This window comes from Parafrankia sp. FMc2 (genome assembly GCF_041008525.1).
Taxonomy (GTDB): domain Bacteria; phylum Actinomycetota; class Actinomycetes; order Frankiales; family Frankiaceae; genus Parafrankia.
Window position 1 is genome coordinate 49,451 of record NZ_JBFLUG010000038.1, and the last position, 15,539, is coordinate 64,989.

General features: G+C 70.5%; 15 protein-coding genes and 1 pseudogene. 5 read left to right on the plus strand and 11 right to left on the minus strand.

What is annotated here, in order from left to right; genetic code table 11:
- Positions 1 to 56: 56 nt before the first annotated feature.
- From AB1460_RS15540 to AB1460_RS15555, 4 genes are all read right to left on the minus strand, one after another.
- Complete coding sequence (locus AB1460_RS15540; RefSeq protein ID WP_368962026.1) at positions 57 to 1,205, minus strand: FecCD family ABC transporter permease; 1,149 nt, start codon at positions 1,203 to 1,205, stop codon at positions 57 to 59.
- A complete protein-coding gene (locus AB1460_RS15545; protein ID WP_368962027.1) occupies positions 1,202 to 2,305 on the minus strand; it encodes a FecCD family ABC transporter permease in 1,104 nt (367 codons plus the stop codon). The genes AB1460_RS15540 and AB1460_RS15545 overlap by 4 nt, the downstream gene beginning before the upstream one ends.
- Before the next feature lie 3 nt (positions 2,306 to 2,308).
- Positions 2,309 to 3,277 carry an ABC transporter substrate-binding protein gene (locus tag AB1460_RS15550; RefSeq protein WP_368962029.1) on the minus strand — a complete coding sequence of 323 codons (969 nt, stop codon included), beginning with the start codon at positions 3,275 to 3,277 and terminating at the stop codon, positions 2,309 to 2,311.
- 401 nt (positions 3,278 to 3,678) lie between these two features.
- Positions 3,679 to 3,987: a hypothetical protein gene (locus AB1460_RS15555; protein ID WP_368962031.1), complete on the minus strand. Its 309-nt coding sequence runs from the start codon at positions 3,985 to 3,987 to the stop codon at positions 3,679 to 3,681.
- Positions 3,988 to 4,297: 310 nt separating this feature from the next.
- Here AB1460_RS15555 and AB1460_RS15560 point away from each other — a divergent pair.
- Positions 4,298 to 4,471, plus strand: a pseudogene (locus tag AB1460_RS15560) (helix-turn-helix domain-containing protein); the annotation flags it as partial.
- Between the two features lie 179 nt (positions 4,472 to 4,650).
- Here AB1460_RS15560 and AB1460_RS15565 read toward each other — a convergent pair.
- Positions 4,651 to 6,717: a glycerophosphodiester phosphodiesterase family protein gene (locus tag AB1460_RS15565; RefSeq protein WP_368962032.1), complete on the minus strand. Its 2,067-nt coding sequence runs from the start codon at positions 6,715 to 6,717 to the stop codon at positions 4,651 to 4,653.
- Between the two features lie 392 nt (positions 6,718 to 7,109).
- On the opposite strand from AB1460_RS15565, the gene AB1460_RS15570 reads away from it, so the two are divergent.
- The gene (locus AB1460_RS15570) at positions 7,110 to 7,982 is read left to right on the plus strand and encodes an alpha/beta hydrolase (RefSeq protein ID WP_368962034.1); all 873 of its coding nucleotides are present in this window, start codon (positions 7,110 to 7,112) and stop codon (positions 7,980 to 7,982) included.
- A gap of 151 nt (positions 7,983 to 8,133) precedes the next feature.
- Here AB1460_RS15570 and AB1460_RS15575 read toward each other — a convergent pair whose 3' ends face one another.
- On the minus strand, positions 8,134 to 8,442 hold the full coding sequence (locus AB1460_RS15575) for a VOC family protein (RefSeq protein WP_368962035.1): 309 nt from the start codon (positions 8,440 to 8,442) through the stop codon (positions 8,134 to 8,136).
- A 240-nt stretch (positions 8,443 to 8,682) separates the two neighbouring features.
- Positions 8,683 to 9,918 carry a lipase family protein gene (locus tag AB1460_RS15580; protein WP_368962036.1) on the minus strand — a complete coding sequence of 412 codons (1,236 nt, stop codon included), beginning with the start codon at positions 9,916 to 9,918 and terminating at the stop codon, positions 8,683 to 8,685.
- A gap of 699 nt (positions 9,919 to 10,617) precedes the next feature.
- Here AB1460_RS15580 and AB1460_RS15585 point away from each other — a divergent pair.
- Complete coding sequence (locus AB1460_RS15585; protein WP_368962038.1) at positions 10,618 to 11,535, plus strand: aldo/keto reductase; 918 nt, start codon at positions 10,618 to 10,620, stop codon at positions 11,533 to 11,535.
- 45 nt (positions 11,536 to 11,580) lie between these two features.
- Here AB1460_RS15585 and AB1460_RS15590 read toward each other — a convergent pair whose 3' ends face one another.
- The gene (locus AB1460_RS15590; RefSeq protein WP_368962040.1) at positions 11,581 to 12,045 is read right to left on the minus strand and encodes a MarR family winged helix-turn-helix transcriptional regulator; all 465 of its coding nucleotides are present in this window, start codon (positions 12,043 to 12,045) and stop codon (positions 11,581 to 11,583) included.
- Between the two features lie 87 nt (positions 12,046 to 12,132).
- On the opposite strand from AB1460_RS15590, the gene AB1460_RS15595 reads away from it, so the two are divergent.
- On the plus strand, positions 12,133 to 12,549 hold the full coding sequence (locus AB1460_RS15595) for an organic hydroperoxide resistance protein (protein ID WP_368962041.1): 417 nt from the start codon (positions 12,133 to 12,135) through the stop codon (positions 12,547 to 12,549).
- Between the two features lie 69 nt (positions 12,550 to 12,618).
- On the opposite strand, the gene AB1460_RS15600 is transcribed toward AB1460_RS15595, so the two are convergent.
- Entirely contained in the window at positions 12,619 to 13,503 is an 885-nt protein-coding gene (locus tag AB1460_RS15600) for an SDR family oxidoreductase (RefSeq protein ID WP_368962042.1), read from the minus strand.
- 149 nt (positions 13,504 to 13,652) lie between these two features.
- Between AB1460_RS15600 and AB1460_RS15605 the strand changes: the two genes are divergently transcribed.
- Positions 13,653 to 14,045, plus strand: coding sequence for a winged helix-turn-helix transcriptional regulator (locus tag AB1460_RS15605; RefSeq protein WP_368962043.1), 393 nt, complete (start codon positions 13,653 to 13,655; stop codon positions 14,043 to 14,045).
- A 146-nt stretch (positions 14,046 to 14,191) separates the two neighbouring features.
- On the opposite strand, the gene AB1460_RS15610 is transcribed toward AB1460_RS15605, so the two are convergent.
- On the minus strand, positions 14,192 to 14,569 hold the full coding sequence (locus AB1460_RS15610; RefSeq protein WP_368962044.1) for a DUF6924 domain-containing protein: 378 nt from the start codon (positions 14,567 to 14,569) through the stop codon (positions 14,192 to 14,194).
- A complete protein-coding gene (locus AB1460_RS15615) occupies positions 14,547 to 15,434 on the minus strand; it encodes a hypothetical protein (protein WP_368962046.1) in 888 nt (295 codons plus the stop codon). The genes AB1460_RS15610 and AB1460_RS15615 overlap by 23 nt, the downstream gene beginning before the upstream one ends.
- Between the last annotated feature and the right edge of the window lie 105 nt (positions 15,435 to 15,539).

A 15,539-nucleotide genomic window follows, 5' to 3' on the forward strand; every position in this document is an offset into this window, starting at 1 on the left:
CTTCCTGTCGTCGGCGTTTCTGTCGTCGGCGTTTCTGCCACCGTCCAGCGGCCCGATCAGCCGCCGGGGCCGGCGCGGTTCGAGGCGGCGAGCAGCCACAGCAGGTACGGCGCGCCGACGACCGCGGTCACGACGCCCACGGGGAAGTCCACCGAGGGGACCGCGTGCTGGCCGATCAGATCCGACAGCGTCATCATCAGGGCGCCCACGAACGCCGCCGGGAGCACCGCCGCCTCGCCGTCGACGACGAGGCGGCGGGCGATCGGCCCGGCGGTGAACGCCACGAACGCGACCGGCCCGACGGCCGCCGTGGCCACCGCGACCAGCGCGACCCCGATCACCAGCAGGGCGAGGCGGGAGCGCTCGACCTGGACGCCGAGCGCCCGCGCCACGTCGTCCCCGGCCCGCAGCACGGCCAGCCACCGGGTCGCGAGCAGCGCGAGCGGGGCCAGCACAGCCAGCGCCAGGCCGAGCGGGCGGACCGTGTCCCACGACCTGGCGTTGAGGCTTCCCGTGAGCCAGGCCAGGGCATCGCGGGCCTGGTAGACGTCGGAGAGCGTCATGACGTACGAGACGACGCTGGAGAGCATCGCTCCCAACGCGATGCCCACCAGCACCAGGCGGTAGCCGGCGACCCCCTGTCGCCAGGCCAGCAGGTACATCGCGACAGCGGTCGCCAGCGCGCCGGCGAAGGCCACGGCCGACAGCGGATAGCCGCCGAGCCCGAACCCGACGATCGCGATGACGGCGGCCGCGCTCGCCCCGCTGCTGATCCCGATCAGGTCGGGACTGGCGAGCGGGTTGCGCAGCAGGGCCTGGTAGATGGCGCCCGCCATCCCGAACGCGGCCCCGGCCAGCAGGCCGGTGAGCACCCGCGGCAGCCGGAGGTTGGTCACGATGAAGCCGTTGGTGCCTTCGTCGACGCCGAACAGGATCCGGACGACGTCGGTGATCGGGATGTTGACCTCACCGAGTGACACCGAGACACACAGCACGACGAAGCACAGCCCGGCCAGCGTGAACAGGACGGCGGCCTGGCGCGCGTCACGCAGGCGCCGCGCCCGCGCCACCGCCACCCGCGCCGCGGCCACCCGCTCGGCGGTCACCCGCTCGGCGGCCAGTTCCGCCGGCGACCGCGCCACGACGGGCGCGGCGTCGGTGGCGGACGAGACCGGCGGGGACGTCCGTGAGAGCGCCGAGGTCATGTCTGGGCCATCCGCTGCCGGCGGACGATCGCGATGAGGAACGGCGCGCCGAGGAACGCCAGCGCCACGCCGACCTGGACCTCCCCGGGCCGCGCGACCACCCGTCCGACCACGTCGGAGGCAAGCACCAGGGTCGCGCCGATCAACGCGGCATACGGCAGGATCCAGCGGTGGTCCGGGCCGGTGATGGGCCGGGCCAGGTGCGGCGCGAGCAGGCCGATGAACCCGATCGGCCCGGCGAGCGAGGTCGCGGCGGCGCACAGCATGACAGCCAGGCCGCTGACTCCCGCCTGTGTCAGGCCCACCCGCTGCCCAAGCCCGCGGGCGACATCGTCATCGAGCACGAGGGTGTTGAGCAGCCGCCCGACGAAGAGGGCCGGCAGCGCCGCGGCGGCGATGAACGGAGCCAGCTGGGCGACCAGCTCCGCGCGCCGGCCGGCGAGCGAACCGACGGTCCAGAACCGGTACTGGTCGAACGTCTCGGCGTCGGTCAGCAGCACGGCGGTCGTCACCGACTGCATCGCGGCCTGCACCGCCGCGCCGGCGAGCGCAATCTTGATCGGTGTCGCGCCGCCGCCACCGGCCGAGCCGATGGCGTAGACGAGCACCGCGACGGCGAGCGCGCCGGCGAAGCCGAACCAGATGTAGCCGAACGCCGTGGTGATTCCAGCGAAGCTGATCGCGCACACGATCGCGAACGCCGCTCCGGCGTTGACGCCGAGCAGCCCCGGGTCGGCCAACGGGTTGCGGGTGACCGCCTGCATGATCGTGCCGGCCAGCCCGAGCGCCACGCCGACCAGCAGCCCGACGAGCAGTCGGGGGATCCGATTGATCACCACCTGGTGGTCGCTGTTGCCCGGCTGATGGTGACGCAGCGCCTCGAGGACATCGCCGAGCCCGACCGGTCGCGCGCCGACCCCGATCGCGAGCAGCGACACGGCCAGCAGAACAACGACGAGCCCGACCAGCCCGAGGGCAAGCCCCCGGCGCCGTGAGGCCGCCGGCACCACGTTCGTCGCGTGGGCCGCAACCGACGGACCGGGTGGCTGGCCGCTCTCGGCCGGCGACACCGTCGCCGGCGGCGAGACGGTCGGGATCATGGATCAGGCCTTGCCCGCGGCCTCGGTGAGGTACGGCCTGAACTTGTCCAGCGAGTACTGGATCGACAGCGGCGACGGGGTGTTGAGGCCGACGATCGTCGCGTAGTCGAGGGTCGCCACAGCTCCCGGGAGCTGGTCGAAGCCCGGGATGTCGGCCAGCGCGCTCTCGTCGCCGCCGTTGACGAGGAAGCCCAGCAGGTCCGCGCGCAGCAGATCCGCACGCTCGACGCTCACCTTGACCCGCACCTGCCCGGCCCTCTGGCTCTCCTCGATCACGGGTGGGTAGAGCTCCATGCCGAACGCCTGGAAGAACTTGCTGGAACCGTCGTTCGGGTCGCCGACGATGTATAGCGAGTCGCCGACGATGTACTGCGCCAGGGCGAACGTCTTGCCCCTCAGCTCGGGAAGCTCGGCTGCCAGCGCGGTCACCGGTGCCTCGGCCTCGGCAATGACCTCCTTCGCCTTCTCTGTCTGGTTGAGGAACTTTCCGGCGGTACGGGTGAGGTCCTGCCAGGCCGGCACCTGGCCGCCGGGCGGGCCGGCGATGACCGGCACGCTGGCCGACAGCAGCCGGTAGGTCTCCTCGCTGTTGACCGCGTAGGCCGCGACGATGAGATCGGGCTCCAGCGCAAGAATTTTCTCGATGGGCAGCCCGTCGGTCGCCTCGATCTTCTCGGCGCTCGCGGACACCTCCTCCCAGGGGACGCCGGTCGCCGGCATGCTCGGGTCGACCGTGTACCCGACCGGCTCGACGCCCATGGCGAGCAGCACGTCGGTCCACTGCAGATCGAGGGTGACGATCCGTTTCGGGATCGACTCGATCGTGGTGGTGCCGTATGTGTGCTCGACCGTGACCGGGGCCGACAGGGTCGAGGAGTCGCCCGTGGCGGCCAGCGGGCCGGTGCTGCCCGAGTCGGAATCGGAACCACAGGCCGTGGCGCCGCCGGCCACCAGAACGGCCGCGACTGGCACAAGGACCATTCTCCACAGACAGCGAGATCTGAACATAAAGTAAGGCTTACCTTAAATTAAGGTCGAACGCCATCCGAACGACGGTGTGCCCTTCGTCACATAACGATCGATACGCCCACACACAGCCGGACGCCGGCCTACACGCTCGATACGTGTGCGCCCGATCCAGACCAGGGAAACTTTAGCTTCGCCTTACCTAAATCGATAGACCCCCTGGGTGACTCGGCCAGGAGACCGCTGAAAATCTTGCTGCGCGGAATCGTCTGGCTGGTAACCCACGGCAACCGCCGGGTCCCCTGCCGCGGCGTGGCCCGCAACGACACCTGGTTCCACCACCGCGCCGCCACCCCAGCCTCCGCCTGCTGATCAACCTCGGGCTCACCCGCGCCAGCAACAGCCGGTCACGGACCGCCGAGCACACGCAGCGCGAGCGCCGAATCCAGATACTCCCGGACCGGGACAATCGAGCCGCCGGGCATCGTGAGAATCCAGCAGTAGTTCTGCGGATAGGGCCGGCTGTCCACCGAGGTCGCCTGGGCGTCGAGCTCGACAATCACGACGTCGCCCACCACGACCATGCCTCGTACCACGGGCCGGAACGGCTGCGCGATCCTGGAGAGGATCTTCAGCAACAGGTCCTGCACGACCTCCGGGCGACCCGTGTAGGTACGGGACCACGCGTGGGCACCGGTGACCGGTCCAGGCGACATCGGGAGCGAGCGCGTCGAGGAGGGGCCCGTGGTCTCCCGCGCCCAACGCAGAGAAGATCCGTTCGGCGGCTGCGGCCGGTGCGGCGCCGGTCTGTCCACTGTGGTGTTCCGTTGCTCTGCTCACCTGATCATCGTGGTTCACCTGATCATCGTGAAGGCTGACGCCCGTGGAGATATTGGAGAAATCGGCCAACCCGGGCCGGTTCGCGTTCGTCTCGCCGCCCCGCCCGCTCAGACCGTACGTGGACCACGTACGGAGGCTCCGGCTGCCGGCGGGGTCCGTGCCGTATGTCAGGTTGCCCGACAACGGGTGGAAGAGGTGGGAGTAAGCCCAGTGCGGTATCGGCGCGCCCTCCGGCTGGAGCGAGTCCTTGCCGCGGCGACGGCCGCCCGCCCGGACTGGGCCGCTATCGCGCACAGCACTGGCTACACCGCCCAGGCACACATGATCAACCATGTCCGGTCGCTGACCGGTGTGACCCCTCCGGCCCTGCGCGCGCTCCCGGCCCGAACGGTCGGCACGCTCTACCCGGCCCTGGAAAGCATCGAAACGGGACCGTCCGCGAGGGCACGACGGCGAACCTCGGCGCGTGGGCTGCCTGGGGCTCGAACCATGGTTCGAGCCCCAGGCGGGAACGGAGAGCGCGCAGGGCTGGCAGTCCCCTATCGGACCTCGACCGTGATCTCGTCGCTCGAGGTGGTGCCCACCGCGTTGGTGAAGTCGACCGTGTACCGGTACGTGCCGGCGGCTTTGCCGGTGACGTCCAGCGTGGTGCTCTGGGCGGCGGGGCTCGCCGCGGTCAGGGTGCCCTCGGCGACCTGGGTGCCGTTCTCGGAGAACCGGTAGCCGGTGGCGTTGACGCCCCACCACAGGTTGGCCGTGACGCGGTAGGAGCCGTCGCGGTCCCAGTTGTCCTGGGAGAGCACGGGCTTCGCCGGGGCGGCGTCGCGCACGGTGACGGTGAGCGGGGCGGTGTCGGCGCGCCCGGCGGAGTTCCGCAGCACGCCGGTGAAGGTGTAGATGCCGTTGGCCAGGCCGCCGACCGGCACCACCGCCGTCTGTGCGCCCGGGGTGGCCCAGGTCAGCGGGACCGTGGCGATGCGCCGGCCGTCCCGGTACAGCTCGAAGGACGTGGCGTTCTCGCCCCACCACAGGTCCATCGTGACGTTGAAGACGCCGTCACTCAGGCCGGTGTCCCAGCCCTCGTCGGAGCTGAGAACACCCCGGGCGGGCGCGGCCCGCGCCTCGTCGCACCAGTCGATCTCGGGGTTGTTCGTGGCGCTGTAGGTGTCCTGCCAGGCCACGAGTTCTCCGGGCAGGTCGGTGATGATCCCGTCGACGCCGAGCGCGGTCAGGCCCGCCCAGGCGGTGGCGGAGTTCTCCGTCCAGACGAACGTCCTCAGCCCGGCGGCCCGCATCGCGTGCAGCGCCGCCGCGCTCGGCCAGGCGTCGGGGTTGAGGCCGATCGCGTGGTGGGCCCGGGTGAAGGCCACCGGGTCGGCGGGGAAGCCGCCGAGGATCATCGTCGGCAGCTCGGGGTACACCTCGTGCAGCCGGTCGACGGTGGTCGTGCTGAAGCTCTGCGCGATGACCTGGTCGCGCACCCCGTACCGCTCGATGAGGTCGCGGGTGGTCCGCGTGTACTCCTCCGACCAGGTGCCCTTGTACTCCAGGAGCAGCTTCGCGCCGCTGTCCTGCATCCAGGCCAGCAGCTCCTCCAGCGTCGGCACGGGGGTACCGGCGAACTGGGCACCCTTCCACGACCCGGCGTCGAGCTGCCTGATCTGGGCGATCGTCAGGCTGTGGTTGCTCCCGGTGCCGTCGGTGGTCCGGTCGACGGTGTCGTCGTGCATGAGGAAGGGCACGCCGTCCGCCGACCAGTCGATGTCGGTCTCGAGGTGGTCCGCACCCTTCGCGAACGCGGACTGCAGCGCCGGCATCGTGTTCTCCGGGTACGCGGCCGAGTCACCCCGGTGCGCGACGACGGCCCCGGTCTGCCCCGGCCCGGTGGCGCCGCTCGGGATGCAGGGGGCCGGCGGCAGCGGGTCGATCTCGGTGAGCCGGACGTTGTCGTAGGAGACGGTCGCCCCGTCGACGACGAAGCCCTGCACGCCGTTCGCGCTGCGCAGCAGGCCGTCGCTCTCGAAGACCTTGACGCCGTTGTACCACCACTCGCCGTGGGTGCCCTGCACGACGACCGAGACGCGGACGTCGGTGCCGGTGCCCGCGGCGGTGGGCGCGGCGTGCGTGCTCGGCACGTACCACCCGTTTGCCGCGGTGCGCTGGGCGAACTCCAGCCCGTTGGCCGCGGTCGTGGCGCTGCGCATCGCCGCCTGCTGCCACGGCACGGAGCCGTTGGCGGGGATGTCGAGCGCGAGCGCCTGCCAGCGGCTGGTGTTGTCCACCGCCTCGAAGCGCACCGTCGCGTCGAACCGGTAGTTCTCCAGATGCTCACCGAACGTGATCCGGACGATGCTGCCCCCCGTACCGAGCAGCCGGCCGTCCTGAACCCGCCAGTTCCCGTTGACCACGTTCCAGCCAGCCGGGATGGTGCCGCCGGAGAAGTCCTCGGAGAGCACGACCGGATCGTCCACGGCGTCGACCGCGGTCGCCGGCGATGCCCCGCCGACGACCAGGACGCCACTCACGGCGGAGGCGCAGGCGACGGCCGCGATCACCGCGGCGACCCGTCTCCCCCAGGACCGAACCCTCGTCTGCTTTCGTCTCACCTGTGCCGCAGTCCTTTCCCGTCCGTCATGACCCGGGGGCCCCGCTGTGCTTCCGCCCGGGTCCCGCCGGAGGTGCTCCGACGGGCCGGCCCATCGAAAGAGGGGTTCCTGACCTGCTGACCGCGCCCCGGTCAGCAGGCCGTGAATCTTTGATGAAACGCAAACGACCCTTCGGCTTCACCAAGGAGCTCGGCGGGGTGAACCTGACCGAATCGACGGACCGACCGGGGGAACCCGGACATCGTGAACGCCAGCAGGACCCGACCCCGTGACCGTCCACCCGCGGCCAGGCCATGCTTGCTTCTCAACGACCGCCGGACCGACCGACCGCGCCCCGCCGCAGCCGGGCGACGCGGCCGGGTGGACCGCCGCACCACCGACGAAGGAGAAGCATGTCCCAGGCCCAGTCCGAGCCCCAGTCCGAGCCCGTCCTCCCCGAGTCCACGGTCGCGCAGATCGAGCGGGCGAACTCCTCGGGCCGCACGCCCGTGGTGTTCATCCACGGGCTGTGGCTGCTCCCGAGCAGCTGGGACCGCTGGGCCGCCCTGTTCCTCGAGGAGGGCTACGCGCCGGTGCTCCCCGGCTGGCCGGACGACCCGGAGACGGTCGAGGAGGCCAAGGCGCATCCGGAGGTGTTCGCCAACAAGACCATCGGCCAGGTCGCCGATCACTTCGCGGCGGCGATCAGTGCACTGACGAAGAAGCCGGCCGTGATCGGGCACTCCTTCGGCGGGCTCCTCACGAACATCATCGCCGGGCGCGGCCTCGCCGCCGCCTCCGTGGCGATCTCTCCCGCCCCGTTCCGGGGAGTGCTGCCGCTGCCGATCTCGGCGCTGCGCGCTGCCGCACCGGTGCTCGGCAATCCCGCCAACCGGCACCGCGCGGTGCCACTCACCTTCGAGCAGTTCCACTACGCCTTCGCGAACGCCGTCAGCGAGGAGGAGGCGAAGGAGCTGTACGAGACCTACGCCGTCCCCGCCCCGGGCGCGCCGCTGTTCCAGGCGGCGGCCGCCAACATCAACCCGTGGACGGAGGCGAAGGTCGACACCGACAACCCCGACCGCGGCCCCCTGCTGATCATCAGCGGCGAGCGCGACCACACGGTGCCGAAGGCGATCTCGTCGGCCGTCTACCGCCAGCAGAAGGACAACAAGGGGGTCACCGAGTTCGTGGAGATTCCCGGCCGCGGACACGCGATCACCATCGACAACGGCTGGCGGGAGGTCGCCCAGACCTCCCTGGACTTCGTCCGCCGCTTCGTCTGACCCCGGCATCGGCCCGGGTCGGTGACCGTGGTGAGGCGCAGGCCAACCTGACCAGGGCGTGGATGCCCGGGGCGAACCTGCTGTGTTCCTGGACGGCCGGCTCCGGCGCAACGGCAGCGCCAGGGTCTCCGGCCCGCAGGTCGATGGTGCTTCACGCCGTGACGCACAGTTCGACGGCACGGCCGTCCGGATCACGAAGAAGGTGAGTTCCCGGCTCCAGCGCGGCCTGGACAGCATCCCGAGGAACGGTCAGCCCGACCCGGACCCTTCCCGTCGCTCCACCGGCGCCCGCCGGATACAGCTCCAGGACCGCGCCGCCTGCCAGGACGGCGGCGTGGTGCTCCGGTCCTGAAGCATGACGCTCCCACTCGAAGACCAGACCCAGCTTCCGGTAGAAGTCGTGGCAGGCTGAAAGATCGGAACAGTAGAGAACGAGAAGACTGATGCCCGCTTCGGTCATTCTCTCATTATTCGCGTCGCGATCCACCGCCCCGCCCCCGACCTGAAGCCGACCGGTTCCGCTGGCTGGGCCGCTTCGCCGACGGTAGCGCTGGGTGTCCCTGGGCATCATTCCCTGAGCTGATGCCGATGGTCGCCCGGGAAACCATCGACGGGGAGCGGGCCGGGCGCGCGCCGCCAGGCCAGCCATCCCCGCCTTCGCCATTGACGGCGGGGATGGCTGGCAGCTCGGTCCACCAGGTCAGCAGGAGCGGGTGAAGGGTCTGCCGGAGAATCGGTCGGCGAGGAATCCGATGGCGTCGCCCTGGGCGGTGAGAATGGTGGTGCCGTGTTCGCCCAGGTAGCTTCGCCACCGTATGGGTGCACCGGCCGCACAGTAGCTGTTCTTCAACGCCTCGGCCTGCGGGCGGGCGACCAGTTCGTCGATCGGCCAGGCATGATAAAGGAAGGTCGGCACCCTCGGCGGGACGGAGCCGAGTTTCTGCTCGTTGATGCGGGCGATCCAGGCGGGCGTGTTCAGCGGGTTGGTGGTCGTGTAGTCGCTGATTCTCCGGAACGGGTACGCGATGAGGCTTTCGATGCAGGACGTGGAGAGGTTGCGGAAGAAGGTCCTGCCGGCGGCGTTGAGATAACCGTCCAGGTTCAGTTCGGGGTAGGCCGCGTTGAGTCCCGAGGCGGCCATCGCCAGGACTGCGAAACCGATGCCACCGTCGAGTTGTCCGGCAACGGCCAGCAGGTCGGCGGGCACACCGCCGGCCGAGATGGCCCGCAGGTTCAGCTCCGGGGCATAGGTCGGCTGGAGTTCGCCGGCCCAGGCGGCTGCTCCGCCGCCCTGCGAGTAGCCGAGCAGGCCGACGGGGTTGGCGCCGCTCAGGCCGGTGGCGGGCAGCCGCTGGGCGGCGCGGACCGCGTCGAGAACGGCGTGGCCCTCGGAGCGACCGACCACGTAGGTGTGGACCCCGGGGGTGCCGAGCCCTTCATAGTCGCTCATCGCCACGGCCCAGCCGCGCCGCAGTGCCTGGTCGATGAAACCCTGGTTCTGGGCGACGCTGACGAGGGGGTTCTTCGACGGGGCGCACTGGTCACCCAGACCGACCGAACCCGAGGCGACCGCGACGATGGGCATACCGACCGGGCTTCTGCCCTTGGGAACGAAGATGGTTCCGGAGACCGCGTTCGGCCTCCCCTGGGCGTCCTGCGAAAGGTACAGAACCAGGTAGACGCTGGCGTTGCTGGCGTCGCTCTTCTTGCGGTACCAGATCACGTCGCCGGGAGCACCGGCGGGCAGTGGCGACGGCGGGGTGTAGAAGGCGTCCCCGGCGGGTCCCTCGCCGGCGGCCGCCGCGGCCGCGGCGGCCGGGGCCGCACTGATCGCGACGGGAACGATCGCCGCGGGTATCACGAGTGCCAGCGTCACGATGATCGATCCGATTGATCTCCGCGGTCGTGAACCGCGGCCGGATAACTTCTGCCACATGCCGATCAACCTTCTTTCTCCAGGGAGCCGGTTACGCACCAGGGGGCGTCACCAGAGCGGGGGGAAAGGCACAGACGTGCACCGGGGCGGCCGGCGAAGACGTTTGGGGCTTCCCAGCGGTGGCCCGACCGGGATTGAGTGCAAGCGAGGTCCACCGACCGGTCCGGTGGTTCCGGTGCCTGACGGCGGAATCTTTGGAGAGGGCTTCCTGCGGGGGGCTGGCCGCCACTGCGAGCAGCACGTTCTGTCGCGATCGTCTCCCACGCCGGGCAGCACCCCCCATTTTGTTACCCTCCGGTACTACCGGCGAGTAGGTTTCGGACCTTAACAATTCCGCCACCTTTTGCCCATACCGCGACGACGCCGGATCCGGGCGCACCTGGCTCCGCGCACCGTCCCAGCCCGCCAGGACCGGCGGGTCCGGTCGTGGCGCACGACCCTGGCGACTCGCAGGCGGCCGACAACCTCCCAGCTCAGCGCCCCTGCACCCGCCCCCGCAGACGATCCCGCACGGCGCGAGGAACCGACACGGCCGCGGCCGGTCCCGGGCGCTGCGCGCCGCCGGCAACCTCCGCCCGCAATAGCACCAAAGTGTCGCCCGCAGCGATGAGGACATGGCGTACTCATCCGTCCGGTCACGGATACGGGGTGGCCGGACGGAGCCGGCTACGATCTACGCGACCGGAGGGATGTCAGCGGATGGATTCGACCACGTTCCGTATCGGTGGGGATCTTGCGGTGAGCCGGCTCGGGTTCGGGGCGATGCGGCTGCCGACCGAGCCGGGCGCCGATCGCGAGCAGTCGATCGCCGTGGTTCGCCGGGCCGTCGAGCTGGGGGTGACCCTGATCGACACCGCCTTCCTGTACGGCGGTGGCGCGAACGAGCAGCTTCTCACCGAAGCCCTGTATCCCTATCCGGACGACCTGCTGATCACGACGAAGGTGGGTGTCGCGCAGACGGGCCCGGAGGGCGAGTGGCGGCTGGATGGCCGCCCGGAGATCCTGCGCGACCAGGTGGAGCAGGCACTGCGCCGGCTTCGGATGGACCGGATCGAGTTGCTGCAGCTGCACCGCGTCGATCCGGAGGTACCCGTCGCCGATCAGCTTGGCACGCTGCGGGAACTGAGAGACGCCGGCAAGGTGGGCCGGATCGGCCTGTCCGAGGTGAGCGTGGCCGAGCTCGCGCAGGCGCGGGAGAGCGTCGAGATCGTCAGCGTGCAGAACCGTTACGGCGTGATCGACCGGGAGCACGAGCCGGTGCTGGCGGCCTGCGCAGCGGCAGGGATCGCGTTCCTGCCGTGGCGGCCGCTGGGGGCGGCGGTGGCCCCGGGGGCTGCGTCCGGCGGCACCGCCGAGATCGCCGAGATCACCGAGGTTGCCGGGGAGCTGGGCGCCACCGCGGCGCAGGTGGCCCTGGCGTGGCTGCTGCACCGGTCGCCGGTGATCCTGCCGATTCCCGGGACAGCACGGCGCGACCATCTCGAGGAGAACGTCGCCGCGGCCGGGCTACGTCTGACACCAGCTCACCGGGAGCGTCTTGACCGGCTGGCGCAGCCTGCCGGTCACAGCACCGGCACCGGCACCGGCACCAGCACCAGCACCAGCACCAGCACCTGACCGAAGCTGGCCGAAGCTGGCCGAAGCCGTGCCCCCGGGCACCCCTCAGGCCTCTGCACCCCCTCGGGTGGAGGCCTGCAGCGACTCGGTGATCCTCGTCAGGTCGCGGACGAGTTCCCGGGCGGTCGCCAGGTCGATGCCGTAGCGCTGGAACAGCCGCAGCGGCACCTCCGCCGCCCGGGTGCGCAGCTCGCGCCCCTGCTCCGTCAGGGCGACGAGGACGCGGCGCTCGTCCGCGCGGTCGCGGGTACGGGTGGCCAGGCCGAGATCCTCAAGGCGCTTGAGCAGGGGTGTGAGGGTACCGCTGTCGAGGTGCAGCCGGGCACCGATGTCACCCACCGTGAGCGGTTCGGACGTCTCCCACAGCACCAGCATGGCAAGGTACTGCGGGTAGGTGAGGCCGAGCTCGGCCAGCTCCGGCCCGTAGGCGCGGGTCGCGGCCCGGCTCGCCGCGTACAGCGCGAAGCAGAGCTGGTTGCCCAGCTCCAGCTGGGGCACACGGTCCGCCATGCGATGAACAGTAGCAGACATCTCTTGCGTCATTAGATTGTGCACAATATGGTTGGCCACAACCTAGCAGCGAGGAGCCAGCAGGTCATGGATGCTCTCTACACGGCGATCGCAACCGCCTCGGGCGACGGCCGCAACGGCCACACCGAGAGCGAGGACGGGCTGCTCTCCGTCGATGTCCGGATCCCCAAGGAGATGGGTGGCGCCGGTGGGGCCACCAACCCCGAGCAGCTGTTCGCCGCCGGCTACGCGGCCTGCTTCCACTCCGCCCTCAAGCTCGTAGGCCAGTCCGAATCCGCCGACCTGGAGGGATCGCAGGTCTCGGCCAGCGTCTCCATCGGCACCCTGCCCGGCGGCGGGTTCGGCCTGGCGGTCGAACTCGACGTCCACGCCCCCAACCTCGACAGGGCGACCACCGAGGGCCTCGTCGAGAAGGCCCACCAGGTCTGCCCGTACTCGAACGCCGTCAGGGGCAATGTGGACGTCGCCCTCAGCGTCGTCTGACCGGCACGCCGACGAGACGGCGCCCGCGGGACCGCGGGACGCCGTCAGGGGCGAAAGCTCCCGTGGACGTCAGCCGGCCTGCTGGGCGACCGCGTCCCGGATGGCCTGGTCGCGGGTGGTCGGCGGGCGACCGATCAGCTTGGCCAGGTCGTCGCTCGTCGTGTGCAGCTCGCCGCGGGACAGGCCGGCGTCGGCGTCGGCCAGCACCGTGGCCATCTCGGCCGGGAGCCCGACGCTGGTGAGCAGGGCGACATAGTCGTCGACGGGCAGGTCCTGGTAGGTGATCGTGGTTCCGAGAACCTCGCTGAGGGTGGCGGCGAGTTCGGTCAGGGTGAACGCCTCTCCCCCGAGCTCGTAGGTGACGTGGACGGGCCCGCCGCCGGTGGGCGCGTCGCTGGTGAGGACGGCCGCGGCGGCGTCCGCGTAGTCCCGGCGGCTCGCCACGCTGACCCGCCCGTCGCCGGCGCTGCCGGGCAGCACGCCGTGCTGGCGGATCACCGGCAGCTGGTCGGTGTAGTTCTCCAGGTACCAGCCGTTGCGCAGGATCACGTGCGGCGCCCCGCTGGCGCGCAGGTACTCCTCGGTGCGGCGGTGCTCGTCGGCGAGGAGGATCCGGGAGGTGTCCGCGTTCAGGATGCTGGTGTAGACGATCAGCGTGGCCCCGGCGGCGATAGCGGCGTCGATGGCCTGGCGGTGCTGGTCGAACCGCTGGCCGACGGTGGTCGTCGAGACCAGGAGGAGCTGTTCCACTCCGGCGAACGCGTCGGTGAGGCCGGTGGGGTCGGCGAAGTCGGCGCGACGGGTCTCGACGCCGGTGCGCTGGGCGAGCGCGGCGAGTCGGCTGGTGTCACGGCCGGTCGCGACGATCCGTCCGGCGGGCTGGCCGAGGTCGATCAGCCGGTCGACGACGAGGCGACCCAGGTGCCCGGTGGCCCCGGTGATGACGATCGACATGGATGTCTCCCGTGGTGGGTGTGAGTGACGGCGGCGGCCGGGCGGCCAGGCGGCCGCCTGTCCGTGCCTTTTGACCCAACCGCAGGCACTTACCAAGGGGAAGTACCAACCTGGCGGTAAGTTACCAACGACCCGGTAAGCTCCCGGCCATGGCAGTGACCGACGAGCCGTGGGACCCGTACGCGCGGGGCTGTCCCTCGCGCGACCTGCTCGACCGCATCGGCGACAAGTGGAGCGTGCTGCTCCTCGGCGAGCTGGCCGACCAGCAGCCGCACCGCTTCGCCGCACTGCGCGACAGGATCGAGGGCATCAGCGAAAAGATGCTCACCCAGACCCTGCGGTACCTGGAGCAGGACGGGCTGGTCTCTCGCAGCGTCTTCGCCCAGATCCCACCCCGCGTCGAGTACCAGCTCACCCCACTCGGCCTCACCCTGTGCGACGTTCTTGCCTCACTACGCGACTGGTCCACGACTCACGCCGCCGAGGTCATGGCCGCCCGGGAGCGCTACGCCCTGGTCAGGACGTCCACGACCATCCTCTGAACCGTTTCACCTTCGCGACGGCGTTCCGCCGCCAGCACGGCCTCTCCCCAGGCCACTGGCGCGCCGAACACCGCGGCGACAGGTGCCGCCGGTAGGCCCGGCAGTACCGCCCCGGCAATCCCGGCGCGTTTCGTCGTCCCGATCGGCTAGCTGAACCCACGGAAGACCCCGTCAGAATCGACGTTGTCGGCAAAGTCCGAGAAATCCATGTTGGCCAGCGAAAGATTGACTTCGACACTCCACATCCGGGCCGGTACCACCCGGAACCAGCGTCCCGGCTCACGACGAAGGTCAATCGCCAGAATCGGCGCCTCCGAATCACGGATTGTTACGCCATCAACGACAAAAACAAAATTTCTACGAGGCGAGCTCGCCATCACCACCACCTCCTCGATGGTGAGACCGGCGAATCTCAGCTCGCTGACGAAGGAAAGCCCGGCGGCGAAGCCCTCGGGCGACGGGGCGGAACTCGCCGCGCAGGCCGCGTGCCAGGCGGCATCATCAGAGAAATCGGTGCGCAGCACCAGGGAGTTCAGCGTCTCGGGAAGGATCAACACCGGCATAGTCTCGCAAACGAGTGGTCTCGGCCGGTGCGGGAAGCTGACGCAGGTGACGCGCGATAACCGACGGGTGCAGCGAGACCAGGCTGACGGCCGCGCCGAGTGCCACCAGGCCGGCGGCGACCTGCAGGGCGAGTGCGTAGCCGCTGACGAAGGCATCGGCCGGAACCGCCCCGGCCGTGAGTGCGGACTCCTGACGGGTCAGCAGGATGGCGCCGGTCAACGCGATCCCGAAGACGCCCGAGACCTCCCGCGCCGCACTCACCACCGCCGACGCCGTTCCGGCCTGGCCACCCGCCGTCACCGCGAGCATTCTTTCGGTCAGTGGCGTGGTCAGTGCCGAGCCGGCGCCGATGCAGGCGAGGCCCGGGAGAAGATCGAGGAAATCGCTGCCCACCCCCACCCGGGAGACCAGCACGAGTCCGACCGCGACCACCGCGAGGCCGCCGGCCACCGTCCAGTGGGCGCCGGCTGTCGCTGACAGTTTCGCCGCGACGGGGACGGTCAGCACCAGCAGGACGGCGACCGGGATGAACGCCATCCCGGCCCGGGTCGGGCTGAAGCCGAGCACGTCCTGCAGGAACAGCGAGGTGAAGAAGAAGACACCGTTGATGCCCAGCCCCCACAGGACCTGGGCGACCGTGCCGCCGCTGAACACCGGATGCCGGAACAGCGACATCTCGACCATCGGGTCCGGTACGACCCGTTCGACGAGCACGAACAGCACTGTCGCCACGACGGCCAGCGTGAGCATTGTCAGGATCAGGAACGACGTGTACCCGTGCTCCGGCCCCTGCAGCAGCGCGTAGGTGACGGCGAACAGGGCCACTCCCGAGGTGAGCAGCCCCGGCAGGTCCAGCTCCGGCCGTCCGCCGCGGCCGCGGCCGCGGCGGACGGCCGGAGCTGGACCTGCCGGGGCTGCTCACCTCGGGAG

Bases quoted from the DNA above. Each gene is read 5' to 3' on its own strand.
- AB1460_RS15540 (WP_368962026.1), bottom strand. From the start codon at position 1,205: ATGACCTCGGCGCTCTCACGGACGTCCCCGCCGGTCTCGTCCGCCACC.
- AB1460_RS15605 (WP_368962043.1), top strand. From the start codon at position 13,653: ATGGCAGTGACCGACGAGCCGTGGGACCCGTACGCGCGGGGCTGTCCC.
- AB1460_RS15595 (WP_368962041.1), top strand. From the start codon at position 12,133: ATGGATGCTCTCTACACGGCGATCGCAACCGCCTCGGGCGACGGCCGC.
- AB1460_RS15555 (WP_368962031.1), bottom strand. From the start codon at position 3,987: ATGTCGCCTGGACCGGTCACCGGTGCCCACGCGTGGTCCCGTACCTAC.
- AB1460_RS15580 (WP_368962036.1), bottom strand. From the start codon at position 9,918: ATGTGGCAGAAGTTATCCGGCCGCGGTTCACGACCGCGGAGATCAATC.
- AB1460_RS15545 (WP_368962027.1), bottom strand. From the start codon at position 2,305: ATGATCCCGACCGTCTCGCCGCCGGCGACGGTGTCGCCGGCCGAGAGC.
- AB1460_RS15575 (WP_368962035.1), bottom strand. From the start codon at position 8,442: ATGACCGAAGCGGGCATCAGTCTTCTCGTTCTCTACTGTTCCGATCTT.
- AB1460_RS15600 (WP_368962042.1), bottom strand. From the start codon at position 13,503: ATGTCGATCGTCATCACCGGGGCCACCGGGCACCTGGGTCGCCTCGTC.
- AB1460_RS15590 (WP_368962040.1), bottom strand. From the start codon at position 12,045: ATGGCGGACCGTGTGCCCCAGCTGGAGCTGGGCAACCAGCTCTGCTTC.
- AB1460_RS15585 (WP_368962038.1), top strand. From the start codon at position 10,618: ATGGATTCGACCACGTTCCGTATCGGTGGGGATCTTGCGGTGAGCCGG.
- AB1460_RS15570 (WP_368962034.1), top strand. From the start codon at position 7,110: ATGTCCCAGGCCCAGTCCGAGCCCCAGTCCGAGCCCGTCCTCCCCGAG.